The 26,813-nt window shown below is 37.5% G+C and carries 28 protein-coding genes; 14 read left to right on the forward strand and 14 right to left on the reverse strand.

Going from position 1 to position 26,813, the window contains the following annotated elements:
* Window positions 1-244: 244 nt before the first annotated feature.
* From PSF86_RS16315 to PSF86_RS16330, 4 genes are all read left to right on the forward strand, one after another.
* Window positions 245-1,633, forward strand: coding sequence for an aminopeptidase P family protein (locus tag PSF86_RS16315; RefSeq protein ID WP_277901162.1), 1,389 nt, complete (start codon window positions 245-247; stop codon window positions 1,631-1,633).
* A gap of 18 nt (window positions 1,634-1,651) precedes the next feature.
* Window positions 1,652-3,883, forward strand: coding sequence for a S9 family peptidase (locus tag PSF86_RS16320; protein ID WP_277901163.1), 2,232 nt, complete (start codon window positions 1,652-1,654; stop codon window positions 3,881-3,883).
* A gap of 112 nt (window positions 3,884-3,995) precedes the next feature.
* Window positions 3,996-4,406: a hypothetical protein gene (locus PSF86_RS16325; RefSeq protein ID WP_277901164.1), complete on the forward strand. Its 411-nt coding sequence runs from the start codon at window positions 3,996-3,998 to the stop codon at window positions 4,404-4,406.
* Window positions 4,407-4,478: 72 nt separating this feature from the next.
* On the forward strand, window positions 4,479-5,579 hold the full coding sequence (locus PSF86_RS16330) for a DUF4407 domain-containing protein (RefSeq protein ID WP_277901165.1): 1,101 nt from the start codon (window positions 4,479-4,481) through the stop codon (window positions 5,577-5,579).
* A gap of 9 nt (window positions 5,580-5,588) precedes the next feature.
* On the opposite strand, the gene PSF86_RS16335 is transcribed toward PSF86_RS16330, so the two are convergent.
* From PSF86_RS16335 to PSF86_RS16355, 5 genes are all read right to left on the reverse strand, one after another.
* Window positions 5,589-6,161 carry a sensor histidine kinase gene (locus PSF86_RS16335; RefSeq protein WP_277901166.1) on the reverse strand — a complete coding sequence of 191 codons (573 nt, stop codon included), beginning with the start codon at window positions 6,159-6,161 and terminating at the stop codon, window positions 5,589-5,591.
* Between the two features lie 104 nt (window positions 6,162-6,265).
* Window positions 6,266-6,679, reverse strand: a complete 414-nt coding sequence (locus tag PSF86_RS16340; RefSeq protein ID WP_277901167.1) for a hypothetical protein — start codon at window positions 6,677-6,679, stop codon at window positions 6,266-6,268.
* Between the two features lie 6 nt (window positions 6,680-6,685).
* Window positions 6,686-7,165, reverse strand: coding sequence for a hypothetical protein (locus PSF86_RS16345; RefSeq protein ID WP_277901168.1), 480 nt, complete (start codon window positions 7,163-7,165; stop codon window positions 6,686-6,688).
* Window positions 7,131-7,295: a hypothetical protein gene (locus PSF86_RS16350; RefSeq protein WP_277901169.1), complete on the reverse strand. Its 165-nt coding sequence runs from the start codon at window positions 7,293-7,295 to the stop codon at window positions 7,131-7,133. The genes PSF86_RS16345 and PSF86_RS16350 overlap by 35 nt, the downstream gene beginning before the upstream one ends.
* A gap of 38 nt (window positions 7,296-7,333) precedes the next feature.
* Complete coding sequence (locus tag PSF86_RS16355; protein WP_277901170.1) at window positions 7,334-7,528, reverse strand: hypothetical protein; 195 nt, start codon at window positions 7,526-7,528, stop codon at window positions 7,334-7,336.
* A 309-nt stretch (window positions 7,529-7,837) separates the two neighbouring features.
* On the opposite strand from PSF86_RS16355, the gene PSF86_RS16360 reads away from it, so the two are divergent.
* From PSF86_RS16360 to PSF86_RS16375, 4 genes are all read left to right on the forward strand, one after another.
* Window positions 7,838-8,626, forward strand: coding sequence for a DUF3050 domain-containing protein (locus tag PSF86_RS16360; protein WP_277901359.1), 789 nt, complete (start codon window positions 7,838-7,840; stop codon window positions 8,624-8,626).
* 94 nt (window positions 8,627-8,720) lie between these two features.
* Entirely contained in the window at window positions 8,721-9,617 is an 897-nt protein-coding gene (locus PSF86_RS16365; protein ID WP_277901171.1) for a metallophosphoesterase family protein, read from the forward strand.
* 2 nt (window positions 9,618-9,619) lie between these two features.
* Window positions 9,620-11,716 carry an outer membrane protein assembly factor BamB family protein gene (locus tag PSF86_RS16370; protein ID WP_277901172.1) on the forward strand — a complete coding sequence of 699 codons (2,097 nt, stop codon included), beginning with the start codon at window positions 9,620-9,622 and terminating at the stop codon, window positions 11,714-11,716.
* Between the two features lies 1 nt (window position 11,717).
* Window positions 11,718-12,422: an SGNH/GDSL hydrolase family protein gene (locus tag PSF86_RS16375; protein ID WP_277901173.1), complete on the forward strand. Its 705-nt coding sequence runs from the start codon at window positions 11,718-11,720 to the stop codon at window positions 12,420-12,422.
* A gap of 2 nt (window positions 12,423-12,424) precedes the next feature.
* On the opposite strand, the gene PSF86_RS16380 is transcribed toward PSF86_RS16375, so the two are convergent.
* The 4 genes from PSF86_RS16380 to PSF86_RS16395 all read right to left on the reverse strand — a co-directional run bounded on the left by PSF86_RS16380 (window position 12,425) and on the right by PSF86_RS16395 (window position 15,541).
* Complete coding sequence (locus PSF86_RS16380; protein WP_277901174.1) at window positions 12,425-12,754, reverse strand: 2Fe-2S iron-sulfur cluster-binding protein; 330 nt, start codon at window positions 12,752-12,754, stop codon at window positions 12,425-12,427.
* A gap of 185 nt (window positions 12,755-12,939) precedes the next feature.
* The gene (locus tag PSF86_RS16385; protein WP_277901175.1) at window positions 12,940-13,992 is read right to left on the reverse strand and encodes an NAD(P)/FAD-dependent oxidoreductase; all 1,053 of its coding nucleotides are present in this window, start codon (window positions 13,990-13,992) and stop codon (window positions 12,940-12,942) included.
* A gap of 168 nt (window positions 13,993-14,160) precedes the next feature.
* Window positions 14,161-14,400, reverse strand: a complete 240-nt coding sequence (locus tag PSF86_RS16390; protein ID WP_277901176.1) for a NifU family protein — start codon at window positions 14,398-14,400, stop codon at window positions 14,161-14,163.
* Window positions 14,401-14,413: 13 nt separating this feature from the next.
* Window positions 14,414-15,541: an Mrp/NBP35 family ATP-binding protein gene (locus tag PSF86_RS16395; protein ID WP_277901177.1), complete on the reverse strand. Its 1,128-nt coding sequence runs from the start codon at window positions 15,539-15,541 to the stop codon at window positions 14,414-14,416.
* Window positions 15,542-15,908: 367 nt separating this feature from the next.
* Here PSF86_RS16395 and vap15 point away from each other — a divergent pair, with 367 nt between their 5' ends.
* Entirely contained in the window at window positions 15,909-16,139 is a 231-nt protein-coding gene (vap15, locus tag PSF86_RS16400; protein WP_277901178.1) for a type II toxin-antitoxin system VapB15 family antitoxin, read from the forward strand.
* Window positions 16,120-16,548 carry a putative toxin-antitoxin system toxin component, PIN family gene (locus tag PSF86_RS16405; protein ID WP_277901179.1) on the forward strand — a complete coding sequence of 143 codons (429 nt, stop codon included), beginning with the start codon at window positions 16,120-16,122 and terminating at the stop codon, window positions 16,546-16,548. Before vap15 ends, PSF86_RS16405 begins: the two co-directional genes overlap by 20 nt.
* A 138-nt stretch (window positions 16,549-16,686) precedes the next feature.
* Here the strand turns inward: PSF86_RS16405 and PSF86_RS16410 are convergent, their stop codons facing one another.
* From PSF86_RS16410 to trmB, 3 genes are all read right to left on the reverse strand, one after another.
* Window positions 16,687-17,016, reverse strand: a complete 330-nt coding sequence (locus PSF86_RS16410) for an MGMT family protein (RefSeq protein ID WP_277901180.1) — start codon at window positions 17,014-17,016, stop codon at window positions 16,687-16,689.
* Between the two features lie 90 nt (window positions 17,017-17,106).
* Entirely contained in the window at window positions 17,107-17,751 is a 645-nt protein-coding gene (locus PSF86_RS16415) for a LysE family transporter (protein ID WP_277901181.1), read from the reverse strand.
* The gene (gene trmB, locus PSF86_RS16420) at window positions 17,751-18,425 is read right to left on the reverse strand and encodes a tRNA (guanosine(46)-N7)-methyltransferase TrmB (protein WP_277901182.1); all 675 of its coding nucleotides are present in this window, start codon (window positions 18,423-18,425) and stop codon (window positions 17,751-17,753) included. The genes PSF86_RS16415 and trmB overlap by 1 nt, the downstream gene beginning before the upstream one ends.
* A gap of 70 nt (window positions 18,426-18,495) precedes the next feature.
* Between trmB and PSF86_RS16425 the strand changes: the two genes are divergently transcribed.
* A complete protein-coding gene (locus PSF86_RS16425; protein ID WP_277901183.1) occupies window positions 18,496-19,647 on the forward strand; it encodes a glycosyltransferase in 1,152 nt (383 codons plus the stop codon).
* On the opposite strand, the gene PSF86_RS16430 is transcribed toward PSF86_RS16425, so the two are convergent.
* Both PSF86_RS16430 and PSF86_RS16435 read right to left on the reverse strand, forming a co-directional pair.
* Complete coding sequence (locus PSF86_RS16430; protein WP_277901184.1) at window positions 19,600-20,661, reverse strand: sensor histidine kinase; 1,062 nt, start codon at window positions 20,659-20,661, stop codon at window positions 19,600-19,602. The two genes, PSF86_RS16425 and PSF86_RS16430, sit on opposite strands and share 48 nt — an antisense overlap.
* 77 nt (window positions 20,662-20,738) lie before the next feature.
* The gene (locus PSF86_RS16435; protein WP_277901185.1) at window positions 20,739-21,425 is read right to left on the reverse strand and encodes a response regulator transcription factor; all 687 of its coding nucleotides are present in this window, start codon (window positions 21,423-21,425) and stop codon (window positions 20,739-20,741) included.
* Window positions 21,426-21,697: 272 nt separating this feature from the next.
* Between PSF86_RS16435 and PSF86_RS16440 the strand changes: the two genes are divergently transcribed.
* The 3 genes from PSF86_RS16440 (at window position 21,698) to PSF86_RS16450 (ending at window position 26,754) form a co-directional block, all read left to right on the forward strand.
* The gene (locus PSF86_RS16440) at window positions 21,698-24,412 is read left to right on the forward strand and encodes a TonB-dependent receptor (protein WP_277901186.1); all 2,715 of its coding nucleotides are present in this window, start codon (window positions 21,698-21,700) and stop codon (window positions 24,410-24,412) included.
* Window positions 24,413-24,447: 35 nt separating this feature from the next.
* Window positions 24,448-25,647, forward strand: a complete 1,200-nt coding sequence (locus PSF86_RS16445) for a beta-helix domain-containing protein (protein WP_277901187.1) — start codon at window positions 24,448-24,450, stop codon at window positions 25,645-25,647.
* Window positions 25,648-25,779: 132 nt separating this feature from the next.
* Window positions 25,780-26,754 (forward strand): LuxE/PaaK family acyltransferase, encoded by a 975-nt coding sequence (locus PSF86_RS16450; RefSeq protein ID WP_277901188.1) that lies wholly within the window; start codon window positions 25,780-25,782, stop codon window positions 26,752-26,754.
* Window positions 26,755-26,813: the final 59 nt, after the last annotated feature.

The raw sequence follows: 26,813 nt of genomic DNA on the forward strand, positions 1-26,813 counted from the left end.
TTCGTGGATTAGTACAGCAATGGGGGATTTGCCAGTTTACTGGCAAAAAAGCCAGAGCAGTGCATGGGAAAGCCAGAGCAGTGCTCATTACCCCGGTATAAATAAATTATTTCCCTTAGCTTCTTATAAAACTACAAATATTAACCGGAAATGATACTAAATTAACCTTAACACCTTAAATTGTTGCGAAACCCCCGTATTATTGTCAAATTTGAAAGATTTTATTCCCATAAACCATAAATCTATGTTTTCACAAGAAGTTTATATAGCCAGAAGGGCAACATTAAAGTCCAATTTAAAAAAAGGTGTCTTGCTTTTTCCTGGAAACGGGGAAAGCGGGATGAACTGCAAGGACAATTGGTACCCCTTCCGCCAGGACAGTACTTTTTTATACTACACGGGCATTAATATTCCCGATGTTTATTTTGTAATTGATATTGAAAACGATGAAGAAATCCTTTTTGGCAACAACCCGACACCCGAAGAAATAGTTTGGATCGGTGCCGTAACACCATTGGAAGAATTGGCCGCAAAGGCTGGCATAAAAACGGTAAGACCGTTAAAGGAGTTGGCTTCATATGTCCAGAAGGCCCAACAACGGGAGGCCGTTCATTATTTGCCGCCATACCGCCCTGCAACGGTTGTCCAGATATGCCAATTCTTGAATATCCCGGTTTCCGAAGTAGAAAAAAAATGCTCGGTTCCCTTTATCAAGGCCGTGGTGGCCCAGCGTGAAATAAAAGAGGCCATTGAGGTAGAGCAGATCCATAAAGCGGTAAATACAACCGCTGCCATGCATACCTATGCCATGCAAAATGCCGTGGCCGGTAAAACCGAAAAGGAAATTGCAGGCGATTTACAGGCCATAGCCATTGGTGGTGGCGGGAACATTTCGTTTCCCATCATCCTTACAACCAACGGGCAGTATTTGCACAACCATGCCACCGAAAATAAAATTAAAAACGGCAATTTGGTATTGTGCGATTGCGGTGCAGAAACCAGCATGGGCTATGCGGGCGACATGACGCGCACATTCCCCTCGGCAGCGCGTTTTACCGATCTGCAAAAAGAAGTATACAACATCGTGCTGTATGCGCACAACTCGGCCATAGAAACATTAGAGCCGGGCGTGCGCTTTAAGGACGTGCATTTATTGGCGGCATCCAAATTGGTAGAAGGATTAAAAGGAATGGGGCTCATGAAGGGAAATACAGACGAAGCCGTACATGCCGGGGCACATACCTTGTTTTTTCAATGCGGTCTGGGGCATATGATGGGCCTTGACGTGCACGATATGGAAAACCTTGGCGAACCCTATGTAGGCTATACCGATAGCTTGGAAAAAAGTACGGTATTTGGCTTAAAGTCGCTGCGGTTGGGAAAAGAACTGCAAGAAGGCTTTGTAATTACGGTAGAGCCCGGTATATATTTCAATCCGTTTTTAATTGATGCCTGGAAAGCCCAAAATAAATATGCCGATTTTGTGAATTATGCTGCCGTTGAAAAATTTAAGGATTTTGGCGGCATCCGTATTGAAGAAGATTTTTTAATAACCAAAAACGGTAGCAAGTTATTGGGCAACCCATTGGCAAAAACCGTCGATGACGTTGAAGCACTCAAAAATGCTATTTAATAAACTTACTAGATAAAAATGAAAAAAATAAACTGGCTTTTATACTTTTTCCTAACGGTTTGTACCATAGCGCAGGCACAGGAAAAGCTTACATTGGATGCTATTTATAATTCTTCGGAATACCGGGGGGATTACCAACGGCCCATTTCGTGGATATCTGGGGGCGATGCCTTTGTAACTATTGAAAAAAACGATGAAGGAGAAGACCAATTGATAAAATATATCAGTAAAAACAATAAAAAAGAGGTGTTTGTTGCTGCGGAAGCATTAACTTCTACAGAAACGTCAAAAGCGTTGCCTATTGAAGATTTTACCCTTTCTGAAGACGAGAGCAAAGTATTGATATTTACAAATTCCAGCAGGGTATGGAGGTCTAATACAAAAGGCGATTATTGGGTATACGATTTTGATACCCAAAAGTTGCAACAAATAGGGAAGAAATTTCCGTCATCGTCGCTTATGTTCGCCAAATTTTCAAACGATAATAAGTACGTTGCCTATGTACACGATTTTAATATTTACAAAGAAGATTTTAATACCGGAGAAATTACACAATTTACTACCGATGGTACCAAAGATATTATTAACGGTACATTTGATTGGGTGTATGAAGAGGAATTTGGTATGCGCGACGGTTTCTCATGGAGCCCCGATGCAAAACACATTGCCTTTTGGCAGTTGGATGCATCAAAAATCGGGACTTTTTACATGATTAACAATACCGATTCCATTTACTCAAAGCCAATTCCTGTTCAATATCCAAAAGTAGGGCAAGATCCATCGAGTGCTAAAGTGGCGGTGGTAAATACTTCCTCTAAAAAAATAGACTGGATAGCCATTCCGGGAGATCCGGTGCAACATTACCTTCCCGGAATGCAATGGGTAGACAACGATTTATTGTTGATTCAGCAAATAAACAGAAAACAAAACCAACTAAATATCTACACCTACCGTCCGTCTACAAATTCGGTCAAAAAAATCTATACCGAAACAGAAGACACGTGGGTGGATATTGGGTATCCAGATGTGTCGTCCAACCAGTGGGGCGGAAATACATTGTTGCTTACCGGTAACAACACTGCCTTTTTGCGCATGACAGAAACCGACGGATGGCGGCATGTTTATAAAGTTGATGTTAAAACCGGAGAAAAAGTAGTATTGACGCCTGGCGAGTACGATGTGGCATCGTTTTATGGCGTTTCAAAGAAAGAGTTGTTTTTTAGTGCCTCGCCCGACAATCCTACGCAACGGTATTTGTATAGTGTTCCGTTAAACGGAAAAGGGACTTTAAAAAGGTTGACTCCCGAATTGTACAGTGGGATTAACACTTATAATATTGCCCCAAATGGCAAATATGCCATTCATAATCATACAGATATTAATACGCCAAGGACCACGCGCTTGATTAGCCTGCTAAACCATAACACCATTATAACCTTGGTGTCTAATGAGCGGCTAAAACAAAAACTGGGCAATTTGGAAATGCCCGTCACCGAATTTTTTACGGTAACCACTTCCGAAGGAATTGAAATTGACGGACGTATAACAAAGCCTGCCAATTTTGATGCGTCTAAAAAATACCCCGTAGTGTTTAATGTATATGGCGAGCCTTGGGGGCAAATGGCAACCGATAGCTGGATTGGTTTGTACGATATGTTTTTGGCACAACAGGGTTTTGTGTTAATAAAAATGGACAACCGTGGAACGCCTTCTTTAAAGGGCAGTAATTGGCGTAAGTCGATTTACAGAAAAGTAGGGGTTGTAAACACCAAAGACCAAGCATTGGCCGCAAAAGAAGTTTTAAAATGGAATTTTGTAGATACAGACCGCATATCAGTATGGGGCTGGAGCGGTGGCGGCTCCATGACATTGAATTTAATGTTTAGATATCCGGAAGTTTATAAAACCGGTATTGCCGTTGCTGCGGTTGCCAACCAGTTGTTTTACGATAATGTTTATCAAGAAAGGTATATGGGGTTGCCGCAAGAGAATAAGGAAGACTTTATAGAAGGATCGCCCGTAACTTATGCAAAAAACTTGGAAGGGAATTTATTGGTAGTCCATGGCACTGGAGACGATAATGTACATTACCAAAACACCGAATATTTAATAAATGAATTGATACGGCAGAACAAACAGTTTGATTTAATGGTGTACCCCAACCGTTCGCATGGTATTTACGAAGGGCAGAACACATCACGGCATTTGTATACGCTCATTACTAATTATCTATTGGAGCATAACAAGTAAGTTTTAAATATAAACATTGTTTTTACGATAAAACCGGGGCAAATGCCTCGGTTTTTTATGGAATAGTATTTGATTGTACTATGGCTATTGACTAATTATACCATAAAAAATCATGAAAATTACATATAGAATCTTATATGTGCTCTTTTTAATAATAGCTTGTAATGGAGCATTGGCACAATCAACAACAAAACATCAGTCTGTATTATATATAAATGTCATTATTAATTATGAAGGTAAAATAAAGATCAAGGATAATGTTTTAAACTTGAACGAAGTTCAAGTCTATACCCGCAATTATGTAAGACAACAACCTGCTTTTAAATATAATGGGGTTGTATATAGGGTTTATGCAGATGAAGATTTAGAATTAGGGACGATAATGGATTTAGAGCAAGAATTGCAAAAAGCCTTTGAAGGAAAAAGAGAACGCTATTTATTGAATACGAAAACGGTTACATTGGACGAGCCCGATCTGTGGAATAAATTGAAAACACTGGAAATCAAAGCTGTAAAAGATTAATTATGATAAAAAATGTAAGATTTTTATAGTTTAGGCGTTATATGGAGTATCAATCTTAAACCTAATTATGTTATGATGAAAAAATTTTTCTGGATGTGTTCGGGCGCCGATACCGATATTCTTGAACAATGTTCCAAAGCCGAACAGATAAAACAGGCCGGAATTGGAGGCACCGTATTTTTTACGGCCGTAATGGCAACCATTGCAGCATCGTATGCATTGTATACGGTTTTCGATTCTATATGGACGTCCATTTTCTTTGGTTTGGTTTGGGGGCTACTTATTTTTAACCTGGACCGTTTTATTGTTTCAACCATTAAAAAGAAAGACGATTTTAAAAGCGAGCTATTGCAGGCTTTACCAAGAATTGTTCTGGCCATTATCATTGCTGTTGTAATTGCAAAACCACTTGAGTTGAAAATATTCCAAAAGGAGATTGACCAGGTGTTATTGGAAGAAAAAAACCAAATGACGCTCGATAACAAGGAGCAATTGGCACTTCAGTACACGCCACAAATGGAGGAACTTTCAACCGAAATTAATGGTTTGAAGAATGAAATATCCCAAAAAGAAAACGAAGTGAACAGTTTATACAATACTTATATAGCCGAAGCCGAAGGCAGGGAAGGTACCTTAAAAATTGGGAAGGGCCCTGTTTATAAAGAAAAAAGGGAAAAACACGATACAGCCCTTGCAGAACTCGATGAATTGAGGGATAAAAACAATAACAAAATAGCAGTTAAGGAAGCCGAAATTGCCTCGTTGCAAGAGGGGTATTTAAAAAAAGTAGAGAACACCCAACCAACCATTGATGGTTTCGATGGGCTTATGGCACGTGTCAATGCATTGGATAAATTGCCGTGGCTGCCTTCGTTTTTTATTTTTCTATTGTTTTTGGCTATAGAAACGGCACCAATAATATCCAAGCTTTTGGCACCCAAGGGCGAATACGATATCAAGCTGGAAGATGCAGAAAGCACCGTTAAAAATTGGGTGGAACAAAAAGAATATCAGCGCAAGCAACAATTGGCAACCGATGCCATGATTAATGATAAAGTGTATGAAGATTTAGCCGCCGATGATGAACTATATCAGTACAAAAGAAAAACAGCGCGAGAGGTTTTGCAACTTCAGGCCGATGCATTTTATAAACAGCAAAAACAGAATTTGTAGTATAGATAGTTATTCTTCTGGCCTAATTGGGAAAGGGGCTACAACGGTATAGCCATGCCTTTTTGGCGTAAAGGAAATGTTTCCGTCGATTTTGTTAAATATTTTGGTCAAACTTTGCTGTCCAATGCCATTGCTTTGGGCCGTGAATTTCGATTTTATCTTTTTATGGCCATCGTCCCGGAGCTTAATATAGCAAGTGTTGTGCTTAATGGTGATATGGATGTCCAGGTTTTTTGCATTGGCGTGTTTAATGGTGTTGGAAATACTTTCTTTTATTAAATGGTAAATGACCCTCTGTTCTTCCTTGTTAAAGGAGTTTATATTATGCTCTTTTACATCGGTGCTCATGGTAACGGTAATATGCAACAAACCTACTTCGTCAAACTGGTGCTGTAGCCCTTCCAGGTATTCTACAATATTTAAGTGGCGGTCTTCTTTTTCTCCATTGATAAGGCTGTGAGCAAAATTTCTGGAATCGCGGTATATAGTGTCCCATTCTTCGATGATTGAAGAAAACCGTTGCTTGGAACTTTCTGTAGTGGCGTTCTTTTTATAATCGGGTGTAAGGTATTTTACTGCCATAATATTGCTCAATAAATCGTTGTGTATTTTTTCCCTATTTCTTTTCTGTTGTCTGTAATTTTCCTGTCAACATCTTTTAGCGAATCTTCAAGCAACCGTATCCGTTAGTTGTGTTTTTCTTCATTTATTAAATTTTTAATTCTGTTCTGCTTTGCCCTCAATATAGTTATTCCAATTAGCAACAAAATTAAAATAGTGCTCAAGGAGTACAGTAAAAGGTCCCTGTTCCTTTTTTCGCTTAGCTTGTTCTTAAGGGTAACGATTTCCAGTTCTTTTTTATGAAGATTGTAATCCCTGTCTGCAATAGCTATTTCGCCTTGGTGTTTGTATACCTCTTTGGTAATAGCGGCATCATGAATTTCTTCCAGGACCTTGTTGGCATTTGCATAATCTTCATCTTTTTTCAACCTTTTATAAAGTTTTTTGGCAATAAACTCCTTGTAGATATTATCTGTAGGTTCTATTGACAGGTTGTTTAAAAGAAAGGAAAGGGCTTCGTCTTCTTTATTTTTTTCCATTTTAAGCTACGCGGCCAATACTTTTTTAGAATAGTCCAACCGGATGTAAAAACTATCAAAAAGCCCTGTTGGGTTTACCTTTTCAAGCTCTTTTTGGGCGGTTTCAAAGTTATTTTCAAAATAGGCGATGTATCCTTTTCTTAAGTGATATAAAAAAGACCATAGATTTTCTTTTTGAAAAGTGTCCGGATATTTTGCAAGCATCTTGTCAAGATGGTTTTTTGCATCGATGAGGTGTTTTTTGTCCTGATCCCCCATGTACTCAAAAAGCGAAATTTCAATAAGGTTGCTGGGGATATACCTGTTTAAGAATTCCTGAAATTCTTTAGTAGAATAAACCGAAGCAATGGAATAAACTTCATCTTGGATTTCAATACATTTGTCAAATTGAAACGTTTTAAAATATGCCCGCGACAATGCAAGGTATGTGCTCGGGAGGTAGCCCAGGTCTTTATATTGATTTTTTCCCCACCAAGGTGTTGACAATAATTATGCCCGGGATATAATTGTTTACTTCAATATAATTTGTGGCTATGAGCACCTCTAATGTAAATAATTTGTAGTTGTTGCCCTCTGGAAATTTATGGACATATTTTTTTAAGGAATCCCCAGTCATTGTGTTTCGTTAAGTTGACTATAATGATGGTTAAAATTCTAGAGCATCAATATAAAATAGCTTTGCAGGCGATCTCTTTCCTTTAACGTGGTAACGTTCCTTTTTAAAACTTCAAGCAAAGAATCCTTTTCCCTATTATATTCAGGCAATATCAAAGAAGTACTGGCAATAACATATGTAAGCTCATTTAGGTCGAAATTGGTATAATCAACCGGCTTAATAGAATCTGCCATTGCGTTATAAATTCTTTACTAATGCCATGCTGTGTATAACATAATTGTATAGTAAAGAAGAGAGAACTTGGTATTGAAAATTTCCTCAACATGTTTTTTATTAAAATTACTTGGGGGGAAATAAAAGGGAAATGCTATGCTTTCTTGATATTAGAATATGAAGTTACAAAAATAAACTATAATACTAATTATTTTGAAAAAAATTATAGTATCATGGCAACCACGCTTCATGCTATTGAATACCAAAACGATAAAGCATGTAAAACTTGTTTCTCACAGATTAATAAAATATTTTTGCCGAAAAATTCCATGATACAGTCTGTAAAGAATACAATTAATGCAGAACGCCGTGCATTACTAACCCATGAACTATATGGTAAAATACAAACGCCACAAGAATTACAATTGTTCCTTAAGCACCATGTATTTGCAGTTTGGGACTTTATGTCCTTACTAAAAGCGCTCCAAAACTCATTAACATGCACAACACTGCCGTGGAAACCTGTTGGAGCACCACAAACAAGATACCTTATTAACGAAATTGTATTGGGTGAAGAAACCGATGTAGACAAGCAGGGTAATTATAAAAGTCATTACGAAATGTACCTTGAGGCAATGGAGGCTTGTGATGCCCCAACAGATGAAATAGAAAGTTTTGTGAACTCCATAGCCGGTATGGAAACAATTTTGCAGACAATTGACAAAGCCGACCTTAACGCTTCGATAAAAGAATTTTTAACCTTCACCTTCAAGCTCATCGCAGAAGGAAAGCCACATAAAATAGCCGCCGCGTTTACTTTTGGCAGGGAAGATTTAATACCAGAAATGTTTACGGCAATTTTAAAAAGCATGCAAAAGGACTTCCCGGAACTTATGCTTGAAAAATTAATTTACTATTTCGATCGACATATAGAAGTAGATGGCGATACCCATGGCCCACTTGCCCATAAAATGATCGAAGAACTATGCGGAAACGATTCAGAAAAATGGAACGAGGTAACACAGGTTGCCAAAACAGCGTTGCTTAAACGAATTGTTCTTTGGGAAGGGATAGAAAAGGAAATTTCGCTCTTGCAAAAAGTAGCACCTATTAAATAGGGATAACGCTTTTTATTATGTAGAAAGTTTATTTCCTTTTGAGGGGCACGCCATTAAATGGTAAATATTGAAATTAAATATTTATTTTTAAGGCATGTCTACACACCAACGTTTTGATAAGGCTTTTAAAAACGCAAAGATTGTCGAGTTCGACGATACTTCAAAATATATACTTTTTAGCGATTGCCACCGGGGTGACAATAGTTTTGCCGATGATTTTGCAAACAATAGAAATACTTATTTTCATGCGTTAAAACAATACTACAACGAAGGCTTTACCTATTGCGAATTGGGCGATGGAAACGAATTGTGGGAAAACCTTCACTTTAACAGTCTTTTCGAATCGCATAAAAATGTTTTTTTATTGCTAAAACATTTTCACGATGCCAATAGGCTGTACTTGCTTTATGGTAATCACGATATGGTTTATCAAGATAAAAAAACAATAAAAAAACATTACGATACTTGGTTGGACCCAAATTTAGGCGAGAAAGTGCCGTTCATGCCCGGACTGGAATACCACGAGGCAATTATCCTTCAGCATAAAAAAACAAAACAACAAATATTTTTGGCGCATGGGCACCAGGCCGATTGGCGTAACCATACCTTTTGGAGGTGGAACCGTTTTATGGTAAGGGTGTTATGGAGGTCGCTACAGGTTGTTGGAATTTCCGATCCCACCAGCCCCGCAAAAAACAATACCGAACTTATAAAAATAGAACGCCGTACAAAAAAATGGATAGCCGACAGGAAGAATCAGTTTACCATTACCGGGCATACGCACCGCCCACGGTTTCCAGAACCAAAAGATATTGCCTATTTTAACGATGGCAGTTGTGTACACCCAAGAAGCATTACGGGAATTGAAATTCAAAATGGGGAAATAGCACTTATAAAATGGTATGTAGACACTACCGACGATGGCTTTTTGCAAATTGTAAGGGCCGTTTTGGAAGGCCCAAAAAAAATAATAGACTATAAAACAACCTAAAAATGAAGAAGTTTTCCTTTTTGTTTATGTTGTTAATGTTCTTGTCGTGCGCCAAAGAAGAAAATGGACCATCAACATACAAATGGAACGATTATTTGGGAGGTTCCGATAGAAATCATTATACAGATCTATCTCAAATTACGCCCCAAAACGTAAACCGGCTAAAAATTGTATGGTCGCATAAATTGAGGGACAGCGGTCAGATGCAAATGAACCCGATAATTGAAAACGGCCTTGTTTATGGCGTTACAGCAAAAGTTCAGGCTTTTGCCTTGAATGCTGTAACCGGGGAAGAAGTCTGGAAGTTTGGCGACACGTTAAAAGCATGGCATAGTACCAGTCGCGGAGTGGCCTATTGGGAAGAAAAAAACGATAAGCGTATTTTGTATACCGTAGGCCCATATCTATATGCCTTAAATGCCATTTCGGGAAAGCCTATATCAACATTCGGGAAAAATGGCAGGGTAGACTTGCACCTTGGGCTACCCAAATCTGCACAGAAAAAATTTATAATATCCAATACACCGGGGACTGTTTTTAAGGATTTAATTATTATGCCGGTACGCCTATCGGAAGGGGCGGATGCGGCCCCGGGCGATATTCGGGCTTTTAATGTAAAAACAGGTGCTCTGGAATGGACATTCCATACCATTCCTTATCCAAATGAAGAAGGATACAATACATGGCAAAACAAAGAAGCTTATACAAACAAGATGATTGGCGGCGCAAACAATTGGGCAGGAATGGCCGTAGATACAAAGCAGGAAATTATTTACGTACCTACAGGTTCTGCGGCCCCCGATTTTTATGGCGGCAACAGGGAGGGGCAAAATTTATATGCCAATTGTTTATTGGCGCTCAATGCCAGCACAGGAAAACTTTTATGGCATTATCAATTTACGCACCATGATATTTGGGACCGCGATTTGCCGGCGCCGCCCAATTTAATAGAAGTTAAACGCAATGGAAAGGTTGTTAAAGCCGTTGCCCAAGTAACCAAGCAAGGCTATGTGTTTGTTTTCAACAGAATTACCGGAAAACCTTTGTTCGATATAGATGAAGTACCTGTTCCCGCTTCAACATTAAATGGAGAAGAAGCATGGAAAACACAGCCCATTCCCAAATTACCCAAGCCATTTGCACGGCAGAGCAGCGATTTAACAGAAGCCGATATTAGTCCGTTTGCAGGAAATAAGGAAGCTTTAAAAAAGAGGTTCAATACTTTTAACAAAGAAATATATGCCCCTCCGGGATTGAGTCCCGTTTTATTGTTGCCCGGTTATGATGGCGGTGCCGAGTGGGGCGGGGCGGGAGCCGATGCTAAAAACGGAATTTTATATGTGAATGCAAATGAAATGCCTTGGATATTACAAATGGAAGAAACACAAGAAATTTCTTCCGGAACTAGTATTGATGGCTCTGGTCTTTACAAAATGTATTGTGCCACGTGTCATCAAAAAGATATGGGCGGATTGCCGGAGAGCGGGTATCCATCGTTGAAAGGCCTTTCGGATAGGCTAACAGAAGAAAATGTGCTCGATTTGATAAATTCGGGAAAAGGAATGATGCCCGGATTTCCACAGCTATCCAAGGACGAGAGGGAGGCAATTTTAGCATATATTTATAAAGGGCAAAAGAAAGAAGTTGAGAATAATTACGTAAATTTAAAATATAAACCCCCGTATAAGCATACGGGATATAACAAGTTTTTAGACAGCAATGGGTTACCGGCAATTGCCCCTCCATGGGGAACATTGTCTGCCATTGATTTAAATTCGGGAAAGTACCTTTGGCAAGTACCATTGGGGGTTACAGAAAGTTTAGGCAATAAACGAACGGGCACCGAAAATTATGGGGGTCCCATTATTACCGAAAACGGACTTTTGTTTATTGCGGCTACTAAAGATGGATATTTTAGAGCTTTTAACAGAAATAATGGTAACTTGCTCTGGGAAACAAAACTTCCGGCGGCATCTTTTGCCACACCTTCAACGTATATAATTGAAGGAAAACAATATATTGTATTGGCTTGTGGAGGCGAAAAATTAGGGACCCCAAAAGGGAACCAGATAATTGCCTTTGCATTAGAAAATGAATAATATGAAGAAAATTATACTTTTTTTAGCAGTTATTACTTTTGTAGGATGTACAACACAAAAAAAAGTTGTACAAACAACTACTCCAGCTACCCCAACGTTTAAATATTTGGCCTTGGGCGACAGTTATACCATAGGCGAAAGTGTATGCGAAAGCTGTAGTTTTCCTATTCAGTTGTTAGAAAAAATAGCAAATGAAGAAAAGGAGAAGGTTGCTTTACAGATTATAGCTAAAACCGGTTGGACTACTTCAGATTTGATTAAAGGAATAAAAGACTCCTTGCCACAAGGCAACCAAGACTTGGTTACGTTGTTAATTGGAGTGAACAATCAATACCAAGGGAAGGATTTTTCGTTGTACCAAGAAGATTTTCCGGCACTTTTAACCAAGGCCGTTCAATTGGCGGGAGGCGATACTAACCGTGTAATTGTAATTTCAATACCCGATTATGCGTACACCCCTTATGGACAGAAAAAACCAGATCCCAAAAAAATATCAACCGAAATAGATCAATACAACGCTTTTGCAAAAAAAATAGTTGAAGCCAACGGGGTTTCGTTTGTAAATATTACCAACATCAGTAGGGAAGGGCTTAATAATCCTGCTTTAATCGCTTCAGATGGTTTGCACCCTTCTAAAGAATGTTATAGCAGTTTTGTTTCTCAAATATTGTTTGAGGTGAAAAAGAAAAATATATTGAGCAAATAAAATTATATTTCGGGGGCCAATTCAACTTCAAGTCCGTCAAGATCTTCGGTCATTTGTATCTGGCAACCAAGGCGACTATTATCTTTTACATTAAATGCCTCCGCAAGCATTAAATCTTCGTCATAGCTCATTTCGGGCAATACATGGTCTGACGTTACATAACATTGGCAAGAAGCACACATGGCCATGCCTCCGCAAACACCGATGGTACCTTCGGGGGCCAGCTCGTACGAACGTACAATTTCCATAAGGTTCATGGCCATATCTGTTGGGGCCTGTACTTCGTGTACGTTACCTTCTCTATCTTTTATCTTAATGGTTATATCAGACATTCGTTAAAATTTTGAGCGACAAAAATAAATAAAAGTTTTTATCAGTCTACTAATTTAGTAGGGAATTGTTGTTAAAACTTCTTTTTGAGAAATAAATTTTTTGGTAACGGCATGTAAAATTAGTAACCAGTATATAAGGGCTGTTTAAAATTTGGAATGCTATACCTGATTTATGGAATAATGGCTTATTTAATAGATTTCACAACTGCTTTTTCTGCCTCTTTCCTGCTTCCGTCAAAACCGTCAACTCCACTTACGGTTGTGTACTTCATTACATATTTTTTATCAGGAAAAATACGTTTGTAGGCACTTTGGCACATTAAGGTAGCTTCATGGAACCCGCAAAGGATTAATTTTAACTTTCCGGGATAAGTATTTACGTCGCCAATAGCATAAATTCCGGGAATATTGGTTTGGTAGTCCAAAGTATTATCTACTTTAATCGCATTTTTTTCAATTTCCAGTCCCCAATTGGCAATAGGACCTAATTTTGGCGAAAGCCCAAATAAGGGGATAAAGTGATCCAGTTCCAGATTGAATTCTTCACCTTCTTGTTTTATGGTAATGCTTTCTAATTTTCCGTTGCCTTGGAGCGCAGTTACTTCGGCAGGTGTAATTAAGTTTATTTTGCCTGTTTTCTTTAGGGATTCTACTTTTTCTACCGAATCCAATGCCCCTCTAAACTCATTTCTTCTATGGATGAGTGTAACTTCATTGGCAACATCGGCCAGAAAAATACTCCAGTCCAAAGCAGAGTCGCCACCGCCGGCAATGGCTACTTTTTTGTTTCTGTACAACTCAGGGTCTCGAATAATGTATTCAATGCCATTGTCTTCAAAATTGGTTATATTATCCAGCTGTGGTTTTCTGGGTTCAAAGCTCCCCAGGCCACCTGCAATGGCAACAACGGGCGCATGGTGTTTGGTACCTCTGTTGGTGGTAACAATAAAAGAACCGTCATTTTGTTTTTCAATGGTTTCGGCACGTTCGCCCAAAGTAAATCCTGGCTCGAAGGGTTCAATTTGCTTCATAAGGTTAGCTACGAGGTCGCCTGCCAATACTTCTGGATATGCTGGAATATCATAAATAGGCTTTTTGGGATATATTTCGGCACATTGTCCACCGGGTTGTGGAAGTGCATCAATAAGATGGCATTTTAATTTTAACAATCCGGCTTCGAAAACAGAAAAAAGTCCTGTTGGTCCGGCACCTATTATAAGAATATCTGTTTTAATCATTGAAAAATAATTTTTAAAAGAGTTTACTGCCTTTCTCTTTTTTATAAAATATTATTTTGGGCAAGATTATTATCTTGTCCACTATTATTTACGGGCATTTATCAAGATTTTCCCCACGTCTTTTAAGTTGGGTGTTGGGGTGGTAAAAACCTGTTAAGTGCACCCTAATTAATCTATGTTGATAACCTGTTCTATTTGCGGAGCATACTTTTTAATGGTCATTTCCACACCACTTTTTAGTGTCATTTGGTTAACACTACAGCCAACACATGCTCCTTCAAGCTTTACTTTTACAAGTTTGTCGTTATCGATGGAAACAAGGCTTATGTTGCCACCGTCGCTTTCAAGAAAAGGCCTGATTTCTTCAAGCGCTTTCTCTACGTTTAATTTAACTTCTTCCGACGTCATTTTTTTATAATTATTATTTTTTTACCGCTGCGCAACCCGCCATTGTTGTTATTTTAATGGCTTCGGTTGGAGGCAGGCTTTTGTTGCGGTTTACTACCTCTTGCACTATGTTTTTGGTGAGCTCCTTAAAGGCACCTTCAAGTGGGGTATTGTCTTGTAGTGCTGCAGGACGCCCAACGTCTCCTGCTTCCCGAATGCTCTGCACCAATGGGATCTCGCCTAAAAAGGGCACTTTCAGGTCGTTAGACAGGTTTTTGGCCCCTTCCTTACCAAAGATATAATATTTGTTGTTTGGTAATTCTTCGGGCGTAAAATACGCCATATTTTCCACGATGCCCAACACGGGAACGTTAATGCTCTCCTGTTGGAACATGGCAACTCCTTTTTTTGCATCGGCCAGGGCTACATTTTGCGGAGTGCTTACCACAACGGCACCGGTAATTGGGAGCGCTTGCATAATACTTAGGTGAATATCTCCGGTTCCTGGTGGGAGGTCTAAAAGCAAAAAGTCCAGTTCGCCCCAAGCAGCGTCAAAAATCATTTGATTGAGTGCTTTGGAGGCCATGGGCCCTCTCCAGATTACCGCTTGGTTTGGTTGGGTAAAAAAACCGATTGAAAGTATTTTTACACCATAACTTTCAATAGGTTTCATTTTCGACTTTCCATTTACGTTGATGGCCAACGGTTTTTCGTTTTCCACATCAAACATAATCGGGGCCGAGGGACCGTATATATCTGCATCCAACAAACCTACATTAAAACCCATTTTGGCAAGGGTTACCGCCAAATTTGAGGTAACGGTAGATTTACCTACACCGCCTTTTCCCGATGCAACGGCAATAATATTTTTTATGCCCGGGATTGCTTTTCCTTTTATTTGAGGTTTTTCTGGTGCTTCAACTTTAATGTTCACTTTAACTTTTGCCTTTTGGTAAACTTTATCATGAACGGTCTTTAATATTTCAATCTCCGTTTTCTTTTTGGCTTGAAGGCTTGGGTTGCCAATGGTAATATCTACAACTACTTCATCTCCAAAGGTCATTACATTGGTAACGGCCCCACTTTCAATCATGTTCTTTCCTTCCCCAGGCACAGAAATCGTTTCGAGTGCCCGTAACACTTCTTTTTTATCTATTTTCATGTATTCTTCTTGTGCAATTCTTTTTTAAACTCATTCTAAATTACAAAGATACGTATTAAAAGTTAGAAGTTAAATAGATGTTGAATTATAGCGTTGAAAGTTTGTAAAGTTGAAAAGTTTGTAAAGTTATATGATGAAGGATGAGTTAATTAAAGAGTTAAAGGAAGAAAAAAGTTAAAGTTTTGCATTTTGATGTTTGTGATGCTGGATTTTAATTTTTTGAAGATGAAGAAGTTTAATGTAAACTTATTTTTACTGATTAAAATTTCCTCTGTAAGTTTTTTAATCTTTTGAACAATGTTTTATGCATGATACGAATCGACGGAGAAATATTATTAATTTTAACTAAATTTGAAAAAAGGGAGTTATGAAAACGGCAATACAAATAGATATAACTTTTGAGCAAATTTTAGAATTGGTAAAAAAGTTACCTACAAAACAAAAAATAAAACTTACAGAAGAACTCGAAAAAGAGGGGGTGAAAACCAAATTGTCTAAATTGCTTGATAAATTTAAAACTGATGAACTTAGTATAGAATCTATTAATGACGAAGTAGAAGCGGTAAGACAAAAATTATATGGCAAGCAAAAGCATTAAGGTAATTTTTGACACCAACGTATGGATAAGTTTTCTTATTGGTAAACGGCTAACAATTATAAAGGAATATATAGTTGATGGACGAATAATAATTATTACTACTGAGCAATTATTAATTGAAATAAAGGAGGTTACAAGACGCAAGAAACTTAAAAAATATTTTTCTCAAAAGAACGTAGAAGAGTTAATCCAACTACTTGAAATAATTGCAATAGAAGTTCCTGTTACACCAACTCATGCCATAAGTAGAGATCCAAAAGATAATTTCCTGTTAGATTTAATAGATTTCTCAAAAGCAGATTATTTAGTTACAGGAGATAAAGATTTATTAGAACACAATCCCTTTAGAACTGCCAAAATAGTTAACCCTTCAGATTTTGAAAAAATACTTAAAAAAATTAAAAACTAGATAATTGTTGAGCAGATTCATTATAAACTTTAATGAGTTAAAGACAAAATTGATTAAAGAGTTAAAGGAGAAAAAAGTTAAAGTTTTGCATTTTGATGTCTGTGATGCTGGATTTTCAAGCCTTAAACACAAAAATACCTAAAGCTCTTTTGCCGGATCCCAAAAATAGTTTTCAAAATTTTGTATTTGATTGTCTTTTACTGGAATACCTTCGCTTTCCAACAATTGCTGCATTAAATTAGTGCCTTGAAAATGGTGTTTTCCGGTAAGGATTCCCTTTTGGTTAACAACCCTATGTGCAGGAACATCGGCTTTTAGGCCACTGCCGTTCATGGCCCAGCCCACCATACGTGCACTTCGGGCGGCACCCAGATATTTGGCAATGGCACCATAGGAAGTTACTTTTCCATAGGGGATTAACCGGGCAACATCGTATACGCGTTCAAAAAAGTTTTGGTTGTCTTTCATGGTTGGAATGCTGTAGGATTGTAAAGTTAAGTGAAAAAGAACCGAAAAATGAAAATTATTATAAGCTTCTTTATTGGGAGAATAACCGGTTTACGCTTCCATATAAAACAACCTGATAAGGGTGATAATAAGTAACAAAGCCATTAAAGCACTGATGATATAATCGGAATAACGGGAAAAAGTATCGGTTCGGTCTTCCAGTTTATCAAAATAAAAAACATACATATATAGCATGGCAAAGGTGCCCATACCGGCTGCTATTACAAAAACAAGAATGTCCCATAATTGAAATTTAATCCATCCGGAAACGTTCCAAGCGGCATTGAGGCCACAAAAATAGGCTATTGGCAATACATTTAGGGCAGCGATTAGCATCCCTTTTAAAAAAATATTGATCCTTTTGTTTTCAATATTTACCTGCCTTACTTTTTTCGTGCTTTTGTTTTTCTTGGCCATGATAAAAAAATAAATGGCAAAAAAGGCAAAGACAGCCAGTGCAATTTTAAGGAGGATGTCTATTACAAACGGGTTGTTGTATAGGTATTTTGAGATAAGCACGCCAATATATGCCTGTAGCGACACAATAAGCGAGGCGCCAATGGCAAATATTATTCCGTTGGTCTTTCCCCGTTGGGCACTTGTCTTTGCGGCCGTTATATTTACAAGCCCAGGGAAAACAATGGCCATGAGCGATGCAGAAAAGGTAGCAAAGAAAAGAATGATTAAATGTGGCATCAATTAGGTTTAAACTTTATATAAGTAATAGGTTTTCCTACCTCAAGATACTGATTTTCGTAGAAAGTTTGTATAGAAGTTACTTCTTCTGGACTCCCTTCGTTTTTATATACGTTATGATTTGCATAAAGAACCTCGTATTTTAAGCCGTGGAGCAGGCCCAATGTATAACCGTGCATAAATTCGCTATCGGTTTTTAAATGGACTACCCCATCTTTGGTAAGGATGTGGTTATATCGCTTTAGAAAGTCAAGATTTGTGAGCCGGTGTTTGGTTCGCTTGTATTTTATTTGGGGGTCGGGAAAAGTAATCCAGATTTCATCAACTTCGTTTTCATTAAAGATATATTCAATAAGCTCTATTTGAGACCTTACAAAAGCAACGTTTGGGAGGTTTTCTTCAACGGCTGTTTTTGCGCCCCGCCAAAAACGAGCCCCTTTTATATCGATGCCTATAAAATTTTTGTTCGGGTTTTTTTTGGCAAGAGCTACGGTATATTCGCCTTTTCCACAGCCCAATTCCAGTACAATGGGGTTGTCGTTATTAAAAAACGTTTCGTTCCATTTACCTTTTAATAAAAATTCTCCATAAACAAGATCCTCTCTTTTTGGTTGTAATACGTTTGGAAATGTCTCGTTCTCTTTGAAGCGTTTCAGTTTATTTTTACTCCCCACAACAATTATTTAATTAAAAGGCAAAATTAAGGAAATCTTTCTTAGTTGAAAATAGACTTCATTTGTAGTTATGATTAAAAGTCGACAGCCCAAGGGCGAGCCAAACCGTAAAGGCATTTCAGGTAAGCAGAAATCAGCAATCCAGATAGATAACGAGATATCTCCGGCAAGGAAAAAAATTCTCGTGGCCCCATTAAACTGGGGTTTGGGGCATGCCACGCGGTGCATTCCTATAATAAAAAGCTTGCTTGAAAATAATTTTGAGCCCATAATCGCTTCGGACGGGGATGCATTGAACTTACTTAAAAAAGAATTTCCGGCCCTTACTTTTGTTGAAATGCCTTCGTATAAAATTAAATATTCTGAAAAGGCAAAATACTTCAAACTTAAAATGCTTTGGGATTCGCCCAAAATCCTAAAAGCAATGAAAAAGGAACACCAACAAACAAAGCATTTGGTGAAAGCCTATAATTTATGTGGGATAATTTCGGATAACCGTTTGGGGGTATATTCAAAAAAAGTTCCTTGTGTTTTTATTACACATCAGTTAAACGTATTAACGGGCAATACCACGTGGGTTAGTTCTAAGGTACATCAAAAAATAATTGACCGATATAACCAATGTTGGGTCCCCGATGTTGAAGGCGAGCCTAATTTAAGCGGAAAGCTTGGACATTTGCAATGTAAAAACGAAAAAATAAAATACATCGGGGCTTTAAGCCGACTTGAAAAAAAAGATACGGCAAAAAAATACCGTTTAATGGTAATTATCTCCGGGCCCGAGCCACAGCGGACCCTGTTAGAAAAGCATTTACTTGTTGAAACCGAGCGTTTTTCGGGAGCTGTTCTTTTTATAAAAGGAAAAATAGAAAAGGAACAGCAGGTAACCCAGCAAAAAAATACAACCATCTATAATTATATGAATTCTGCTCAATTGGAAAATGCCTTTAACGAAAGTGAACTGGTACTTTCCCGTTCTGGCTACACCACCGTTTTGGATTTGGCTAAATTGGGGAAAAGGGCATTTTTTATACCCACGCCCGGGCAATACGAGCAAGAATATCTGGCCGAAAGGCTTCAGCAAGAAAACTTGGTTCCCTATTGCAATCAGGACGAGTTTGCAATAGAAATGCTGGAAAGAACAAAAAATTATAAAGGTTTAAGTGAAATAGCATCAAATTTCGACATTAGCGGCTTTTTGAGTCTTTTCGAGGGTAAATGAAAACTCCGATCCTACCCCGAAAACACTTTCTACATATATTTTTTCCTTGTGTGCTTCAATAATGTGCTTTACAATGGAGAGACCAAGGCCCGAGCCGCCTTCTTTTCGACTCCCGCTTTTGTCTACGCGGTAAAAGCGTTCGAACAGCCTAGGGATATTTTGTTTTTCTATGCCTTCGCCATTATCGGTAACCCTAACAATTACTTTGTTTTTAATAAGATTTTCAATGCTTATTTCGGTGGTTCCGCCTTCTTTGCCGTATTTTATAGAGTTTACAATTAAATTGGTAAGCACCTGCTGTATACGTTCCCTGTCGGCATGCACCAAGGTAGGTTCTTTATAATCTTGATCGAAAGTAAGGGTGATTTTCTTTTTATTGGCTTTCATTTCCATTAAATCAAACACCCCCTGTACCAGCTCTATAATGTCAAAATCTTCATAATCCAGATGAAGGTCGCCCGTTTCCAATTTGGTAATCATGTCCAGGTCGCGCACAATATAAATTAGGCGCTCTACGCCCTTACTTGCCCTGCTGAGGTATTTTTTTCTAATGGTTTTATCGTTCATGGCGCCATCCAGCAAGGTCAATATATAGCCCTGCACGGTAAAAAGAGGGGTTTTAAGCTCGTGCGAAACATTTCCCAAAAACTCTTTTCGGTAAACTTCGCGTACTTTCAAGGTCTCTATTTCCAGCTTTTTGTTATTGGCAAATTTTTCTATTTCTTCGGTTAAAGTACGCATATCGGTAGTTACTGGCTGATCTTGAAACGAAGTAGATTCCAGTAGCGAAACGTCGTCATATATTTTTTTTACCCTTTTATAGATGAAGTTTTCAACACGGTATTGAATGATAAAAAATGAAAATGCAAAAATAGCGCCTATGAATATAAAGATGTAGAGCGGAGAATTCAACTCAAAATAAAAGAATACGCACAGGGCAATGGTGGCACAAAGTGTAACCATGCCAGATGATCTAAGAGCAAATCGATACGATTTTTTTAGTTTGGTTTTCAATTGGCCTAATTTGAGCTGGTAAAATTACAATAATTCCAACAACCAGCTTTGTAGCATTTAAAATAGGAGAAAAGGGGTTAAAGTACAAATTTATAACCTACACCTTTAACGGTCTTAAAGTGATCGTCCCCAATTTTTTCGCGTAATTTCCTAATATGTACATCAATGGTCCTCCCGCCAACAATAACTTCGTTGCCCCATACCTTATCCAAAATCTCGTCGCGTTTAAAAACTTTGCCGGGCCTGCTTGCCAAAAGCGATAACAGTTCGAATTCCTTTCTGGGCAGGATAATTTCGTTACCGGCCTGCACAATTTTGTATTCGTCGCGGTTAATGGTAATGTTGCCAACCTTTACAATGCTTTCTACAGGTTCTTCCTCATCTTTCAAGCGTCTTAGCAAGGCTTTTACTTTACTGATAAGCACTTTGGGCTTAATGGGTTTTGTAATATAGTCATCGGCACCTGCATCAAACCCGGCAACTTGAGAATAGTCTTCGCCGCGTGCCGTTAAAAAGGTAATAATGGTTTCCTTGAGGTCGGGCGATTTTCTTATTTGCTCGCAGGTTTCAATTCCGTCCATTTCGGGCATCATTACATCGAGAATAATAAGGTGCGGTTTTTCTTTTTTTGCTTTGGCAATTGCTTCAATGCCATTTTTGGCAGTAGAAACATTGTATCCTTCCGAAGATAGGTTGTAACCAACAATTTCCAATATATCCGGTTCGTCGTCTACTAACAGAATTTTGATGTCTCTCTTTTTCATTTTGAGATAAAGTTTGGTTTTTGTCTTTCTGCAAAGACGTTAAAATGTGCTTTTGTTTTGAAATTGTGTAACACTAAGATTAATAATTAGTTATGCTTTTGTGTTTTTGCTTTCAAAGGTCAAAAGTAAAGATAATATTAAAAAATAAAAGCACTTAACATTCATTTAATATCATAACATAAATGTAACATACGTCTTACTCATGTTTAACATGTGGATAACTTCGCTTTTACATATGGCTCGTTTATTTGCATCGGAATTAAAATCAAAAAATGAGACATTTATTTACAGTTTTATTACTGTTTGCCGGCGCGGTACTATATGCGCAGGAAACTACAGGTTCAGTTATCGGTGTAATTACCGATAAGGAAATGAATAACGATCCGTTGCCATTTGCCAATGTGCAAATAAAAGGATCTACAAAAGGCACAACCACCGATATGGACGGGTTGTATGAAATAAGTGGCGTGGAGCCCGGAACATATACCATAGTAATAAGTTTTGTAGGGTACGAAACATTGGAAGTACCGAATATTTCGGTGCAGGCCGGTAAAGTAACCGAATTGAATACCGCTTTAGGAGCAGGAAGAGTTAGTTTAGATGAAGTAGTGGTGACCACTACCGCCCGCAGAGATTCGGAGACAGCTTTGTTATTAGACCAGAAAAAAGCGGTGGAGATAAAAACTTCTATTGGCGCACAAGAGCTTACCAGAAAAGGGGTAAGTGATGCAGAAGGAGCAGTTACCAAAATTTCTGGAGTAAGTAAACAGGAAGGAGTTAAAAATATTTTTGTTCGAGGATTGGGAGATCGGTATAACTCTACTACTATGAACGGGTTGCCTTTGCCTTCAGATGATCCAGAATATAAAAATATATCACTAGATATATTTTCTTCAAATATTGTGGAAAGTATAGATGTTAATAAAACTTTTAGTACAGGACTATATGGAGATATAGGGGGGGCTAATGTTAATATATCATCTAAAACATTGGCTGTTGGTCAAGAATTGATACTTGGTGTAAAAACAGGGATTAATACAAATACAGTATCTAAAGATTACCTAACAATTGATGGAACTAATTTCTTGGGCTACAAAAAGAGTATGAAAACCCCAATTACAGATATTGATACATATGATTTTCAAAATTCATTAAATCCAAATAGTCAAAATTTGCAAATAGATAATGGGTTGTCTTTAGGAGCTGGGAAGAAATTTATGATAGGTGATTCAAATGCGTTAAGTATGTATGTGTATGGATCTGCTAATGGAGATTACAATTATAGAAAAGGAAACATAAAACAAGCAAACGCTCAAGGCTTTATAGGGAAAGATTTAAATTATGATCAATATAATTATGCCATTTCTAAAATAGCCATGGGGAATTTCAAGTATCTATTTGGAGACAGTAATAGTGTTTCTTATAATACTTTATTGATAGATACTGATAATCAAAGTTTATCAGAATATGATGGTAAAAGTGTAGGAGTTTATGATGAAGATGATACAAGTATAGGAACTACTTTTATTAGGAGGCAACAGGTTAACAACACTACTCTATATGTAAATCAATTGCTATCGGAATTAAGCTTTAATAAATTTAATGTTAGTATTGGAGGTTCATACAATACAACAACTGCATACGAACCAGATAGAAGAACAAACACTTTTATTCATGATGTTCAACAAGACACATACTATACTGCAACAGGGACATCAGCATATAACAATAGGTATTATTCCGAATTGGATGAAAAAGATTTAGCAGGAAATCTCGTTTTAGGATACAAACTTGGAGAATTTGATAATGAAACCAATAATAGAATAGAAGTTGGGGTCAATTATAGGAATAACAAGAGAGATTTTAATGCATATCAGTATAATCACAATTTTGATTCTCAAATTGAAATTGAAAAAGATAACCCAGATGCTATTTTTAATCAAGAAAATCTCGATAATGGGGTATTCAATATTATCCCAATAGACCAATATTATAGTGGCGAGCGAACAACAGTGGCAGCTTTGGTTAATTTTATATACGATTTGTCTCCTTCAACTACCTTAAATATAGGGGTTAGGGGGGAAAGTATACAACAAGAAGTAGAATGGAACACAACAGTTTCTTCCAGTGAATTTAGTGATGCCGGAACTATTGACCATAATTATTTATTACCCTCTGTAAATTTAAGATATAAATTAAGCGATAAAAATATTTTTAGGATTGCTGCAAGTAAAACATATATTTTGCCACAATACAAAGAAGTAGCCCCTTTCTTATATGAAGATGTTAATTTTTCAAGTCAGGGTAATCCAGATTTAAAAGCTTCAGACGTATACAATTTTGACTTAAAATGGGACTATTATTTCTCTAACGAAGAAATAGTATCCCTAACAGGGTTCTATAAGTATATAAAGAACCCCATCAATAGGGTTTATGTAGCTTCTGCAGCGTATGTTCTTTCATATATAAATCCAGGAGATAAAGCAAATGTGGCCGGAATTGAAGCTGAGTTGAAAAAGAAAATTTTTAATGTTGAAAGCGAAGAATCTACATCCTCATTATTTTATGGATTAAATGCTTCGTATTTGTACTCAATACAAGACCTTACGGATAAAACTGCTGCATTTACCAATACTGAGGACCAATTACAAGGAGCATCTCCTTTTTTGATTAATACTGATCTTACCTACAGAAACAAATCTGAAAAAAATGAATTTGCGGGATCGGTTGTGTTTAATTATTTCAGTAACAGAATTTACTCTTTAGGATCTCAGAATAATGAAAACATTATGGAGAGAAGTGTTCCTACACTAGACTTTGTTTTTAGTAATGAATTTAATGAGAATATTAGCCTGAGCTTAAAATTCCTCAATATTTTAAATCCAAGTTATCAATTAACTCAAGAGATTGAAGGTGGTGACGATGTCATCATTGGAAATTATAAAAAAGGGATTAATATGTCCCTTGGTCTAACATATAAATTTTAATAATTAAACTATAAATTAGAAAAACAATTAGAATCATGAAAAATTTGAAAACCTTTTTGAGTATGGCTGCCATCGCAGTTATTTTAGCATCTTGTTCAAGTGATGATGATAATTCAGATAATCCTATTGAAGAGAAGGATGGGAAAATCACATCTACAACTGATCCCGATTATGACCCGGCAAATCTTCAAGGTGAAGTAGTTGGAGATATTACTTTAGCGGCAAATACGGCTTATACTTTAACAGGCTCGTTAAAAGTTACTGAGAATGCTACATTAACTATTGAAGCAGGGACAACAATTACTGCTCATGCAGAGTCTGAAGCAGATAGAACTAAATTGTATATTACAATAGCTCCAGGATCCAAAATTATGGCTAATGGTACTGCAACTGCACCAATAACTATTACCTCTGATGATAAAGAAGCGGGTGCATGGGGAGGTTTATTAATAGCTGGTAATGCACGTCAAAATAAAAATGATGGTGGCACTGCAGTTGCCGAAGTTGGAGATGGATTAACTTACGGAGGAGATAATGACGAAGATAATTCAGGTGTTATTAAATATATGATTCTAGAATATACAGGATCTGCTATTAATTCAGAATCAGAATTTAATGGATTTACTTTTTATGCTGTAGGTAATGGCACTACCGTGGAGAATATTGCTGTTATGAGTGGGTCTGATGATGCTTTTGAGTTTTTTGGAGGCACAGTAAACGTAAAAAATGCATTAGGTGTTAATGTTAAGGATGACATTTTTGACTGGACTGATGGTTGGAGAGGAACTGCAACCAATTTTTATGGACTTAGAGAAGACGGATTCGATTTACAGTCTGAAGATCCAAGAGGAATTGAAGCAGATAGTAATGAAAATGATAATGCTGCTGAACCAAGGTCAAATCCAACGTTTAATGGATTGACTATTGTGAATAAATCTAACTCTATTGCTTTTACAGATGCAATAAAATTGAGAAGAGGGACCGATGTAACTATTACAAATGCCCTTGTATTGTTACCAGGTACTGCTGGTGCAGAAGATTTTATAGACTTAACCGACGGAAAAGGCCCTGCTAATATGGTGTCTATAAATGTTACTTCTGAAGGGATGACTATTGATGATGTTAAGAACGAACAAGATGCTGAAACTCTTGTAGATATTTCTAATATAACTGTTGGTGCTGGAAATACAGGTGCAGATGCTTCAGCCTTTGATTGGGTTGGGATTACTCTGTAAAAGAAATAATATATAATATACAACCCCCGACATGCAGCAGCATCGTCGGGGGTTTTTGTTCTTCATAAAACTTTTACAATACAACGCCTCAAAATTTTTACTTCTATTATCTTTGCCTTGTATTGACAAAGAATGGACACACAGGCAATTTTTAATATAAAAAGCAAAACCGAATTTCATGAAACTGCTTTGCAAGTTTTTAAATATCAGTATCAAAACAATGCTGTATATCAAGACTTTTGCAACCATTTAAAACGTACGCCCAACAATGTGTTTGCTGTTGAAGGAATCCCTTTTTTGCCCATTCAGTTTTTTAAATCGCATAGAATAGTTTGCAATGCGAATCCCGAAGAAATTATTTTTACCAGTAGCGGCACCACGGGAAGCACAACCAGTAAGCATTTTGTAACCAATGTAAAAGTCTATGAAGAGAGCTTCAGAAAGGGTTTTTCTCATTTTTATGGAAGTATTCGGGAATATAGCATTTTGGCATTGTTGCCAGCCTATTTAGAGCGCAAAGGCTCATCGTTAATTTATATGGTTAACGATATGATTGAACAGTCCAATGCCTCTGAAAGCGGTTTTTATCTCAATAACCTTGACGAACTGGCGCAGCAATTATCAACATTGGACAAAATGGGCCGTAAGGTCTTGTTGATAGGTGTTTCTTTTGCACTCCTCGATTTAATAGAAAAATATCAATTCAATTTAAAAAACACCATTGTTATGGAAACCGGCGGCATGAAAGGGCGTAGAAAAGAAATGATCCGTCAGGAACTTCATGCGTTACTCTGCAAGGGTTTTGGGGTTGAAGAAATTCATTCAGAATATGGAATGACCGAACTTTTATCGCAAGGGTATTCAAATGGAAAAGGTATTTTTGAATGTCCGCCGTGGATGAAAATTTTGACACGCGATACAGAAGACCCATTAACCGTTTTAGACGAAGGAAAAACGGGAGGAATCAATGTTATAGACCTTGCAAACATCAATTCTTGTGCGTTTATAGCTACGCAGGACCTGGGAAGGGTAAAAGATAACAAATACGAAATAATTGGCCGTTTCGATAATTCGGACATTCGCGGATGTAATTTAATGGTATTGTAAAAATGTTGTTATTTGTGTAATGTTGCGTGCACAAGTACAACTAAGCAGGAAACAAATAG

This window comes from Galbibacter pacificus, from assembly GCF_029603165.1.
GTDB classification, from domain to species: Bacteria; Bacteroidota; Bacteroidia; order Flavobacteriales; family Flavobacteriaceae; genus Galbibacter; species Galbibacter pacificus.

What these genes read in the sequence shown, in the direction of transcription:
- PSF86_RS16315 (WP_277901162.1), top strand. Translation starts at nt 245, where the DNA reads ATGTTTTCACAAGAAGTTTATATAGCCAGAAGGGCAACATTAAAGTCC.
- PSF86_RS16320 (WP_277901163.1), top strand. Translation starts at nt 1,652, where the DNA reads ATGAAAAAAATAAACTGGCTTTTATACTTTTTCCTAACGGTTTGTACC.
- PSF86_RS16325 (WP_277901164.1), top strand. Translation starts at nt 3,996, where the DNA reads ATGAAAATTACATATAGAATCTTATATGTGCTCTTTTTAATAATAGCT.
- PSF86_RS16330 (WP_277901165.1), top strand. Translation starts at nt 4,479, where the DNA reads ATGATGAAAAAATTTTTCTGGATGTGTTCGGGCGCCGATACCGATATT.
- PSF86_RS16335 (WP_277901166.1), bottom strand. Translation starts at nt 6,161, where the DNA reads ATGGCAGTAAAATACCTTACACCCGATTATAAAAAGAACGCCACTACA.
- PSF86_RS16340 (WP_277901167.1), bottom strand. Translation starts at nt 6,679, where the DNA reads ATGGAAAAAAATAAAGAAGACGAAGCCCTTTCCTTTCTTTTAAACAAC.
- PSF86_RS16350 (WP_277901169.1), bottom strand. Translation starts at nt 7,295, where the DNA reads ATGACTGGGGATTCCTTAAAAAAATATGTCCATAAATTTCCAGAGGGC.
- PSF86_RS16355 (WP_277901170.1), bottom strand. Translation starts at nt 7,528, where the DNA reads ATGGCAGATTCTATTAAGCCGGTTGATTATACCAATTTCGACCTAAAT.
- PSF86_RS16360 (WP_277901359.1), top strand. Translation starts at nt 7,838, where the DNA reads ATGATACAGTCTGTAAAGAATACAATTAATGCAGAACGCCGTGCATTA.
- PSF86_RS16365 (WP_277901171.1), top strand. Translation starts at nt 8,721, where the DNA reads ATGTCTACACACCAACGTTTTGATAAGGCTTTTAAAAACGCAAAGATT.
- PSF86_RS16370 (WP_277901172.1), top strand. Translation starts at nt 9,620, where the DNA reads ATGAAGAAGTTTTCCTTTTTGTTTATGTTGTTAATGTTCTTGTCGTGC.
- PSF86_RS16375 (WP_277901173.1), top strand. Translation starts at nt 11,718, where the DNA reads ATGAAGAAAATTATACTTTTTTTAGCAGTTATTACTTTTGTAGGATGT.
- PSF86_RS16380 (WP_277901174.1), bottom strand. Translation starts at nt 12,754, where the DNA reads ATGTCTGATATAACCATTAAGATAAAAGATAGAGAAGGTAACGTACAC.
- PSF86_RS16385 (WP_277901175.1), bottom strand. Translation starts at nt 13,992, where the DNA reads ATGATTAAAACAGATATTCTTATAATAGGTGCCGGACCAACAGGACTT.
- PSF86_RS16390 (WP_277901176.1), bottom strand. Translation starts at nt 14,400, where the DNA reads ATGACGTCGGAAGAAGTTAAATTAAACGTAGAGAAAGCGCTTGAAGAA.
- PSF86_RS16395 (WP_277901177.1), bottom strand. Translation starts at nt 15,541, where the DNA reads ATGAAAATAGATAAAAAAGAAGTGTTACGGGCACTCGAAACGATTTCT.
- vap15 (WP_277901178.1), top strand. Translation starts at nt 15,909, where the DNA reads ATGAAAACGGCAATACAAATAGATATAACTTTTGAGCAAATTTTAGAA.
- PSF86_RS16405 (WP_277901179.1), top strand. Translation starts at nt 16,120, where the DNA reads ATGGCAAGCAAAAGCATTAAGGTAATTTTTGACACCAACGTATGGATA.
- PSF86_RS16410 (WP_277901180.1), bottom strand. Translation starts at nt 17,016, where the DNA reads ATGAAAGACAACCAAAACTTTTTTGAACGCGTATACGATGTTGCCCGG.
- PSF86_RS16415 (WP_277901181.1), bottom strand. Translation starts at nt 17,751, where the DNA reads ATGCCACATTTAATCATTCTTTTCTTTGCTACCTTTTCTGCATCGCTC.
- PSF86_RS16425 (WP_277901183.1), top strand. Translation starts at nt 18,496, where the DNA reads ATGATTAAAAGTCGACAGCCCAAGGGCGAGCCAAACCGTAAAGGCATT.
- PSF86_RS16435 (WP_277901185.1), bottom strand. Translation starts at nt 21,425, where the DNA reads ATGAAAAAGAGAGACATCAAAATTCTGTTAGTAGACGACGAACCGGAT.
- PSF86_RS16440 (WP_277901186.1), top strand. Translation starts at nt 21,698, where the DNA reads ATGAGACATTTATTTACAGTTTTATTACTGTTTGCCGGCGCGGTACTA.
- PSF86_RS16445 (WP_277901187.1), top strand. Translation starts at nt 24,448, where the DNA reads ATGAAAAATTTGAAAACCTTTTTGAGTATGGCTGCCATCGCAGTTATT.
- PSF86_RS16450 (WP_277901188.1), top strand. Translation starts at nt 25,780, where the DNA reads ATGGACACACAGGCAATTTTTAATATAAAAAGCAAAACCGAATTTCAT.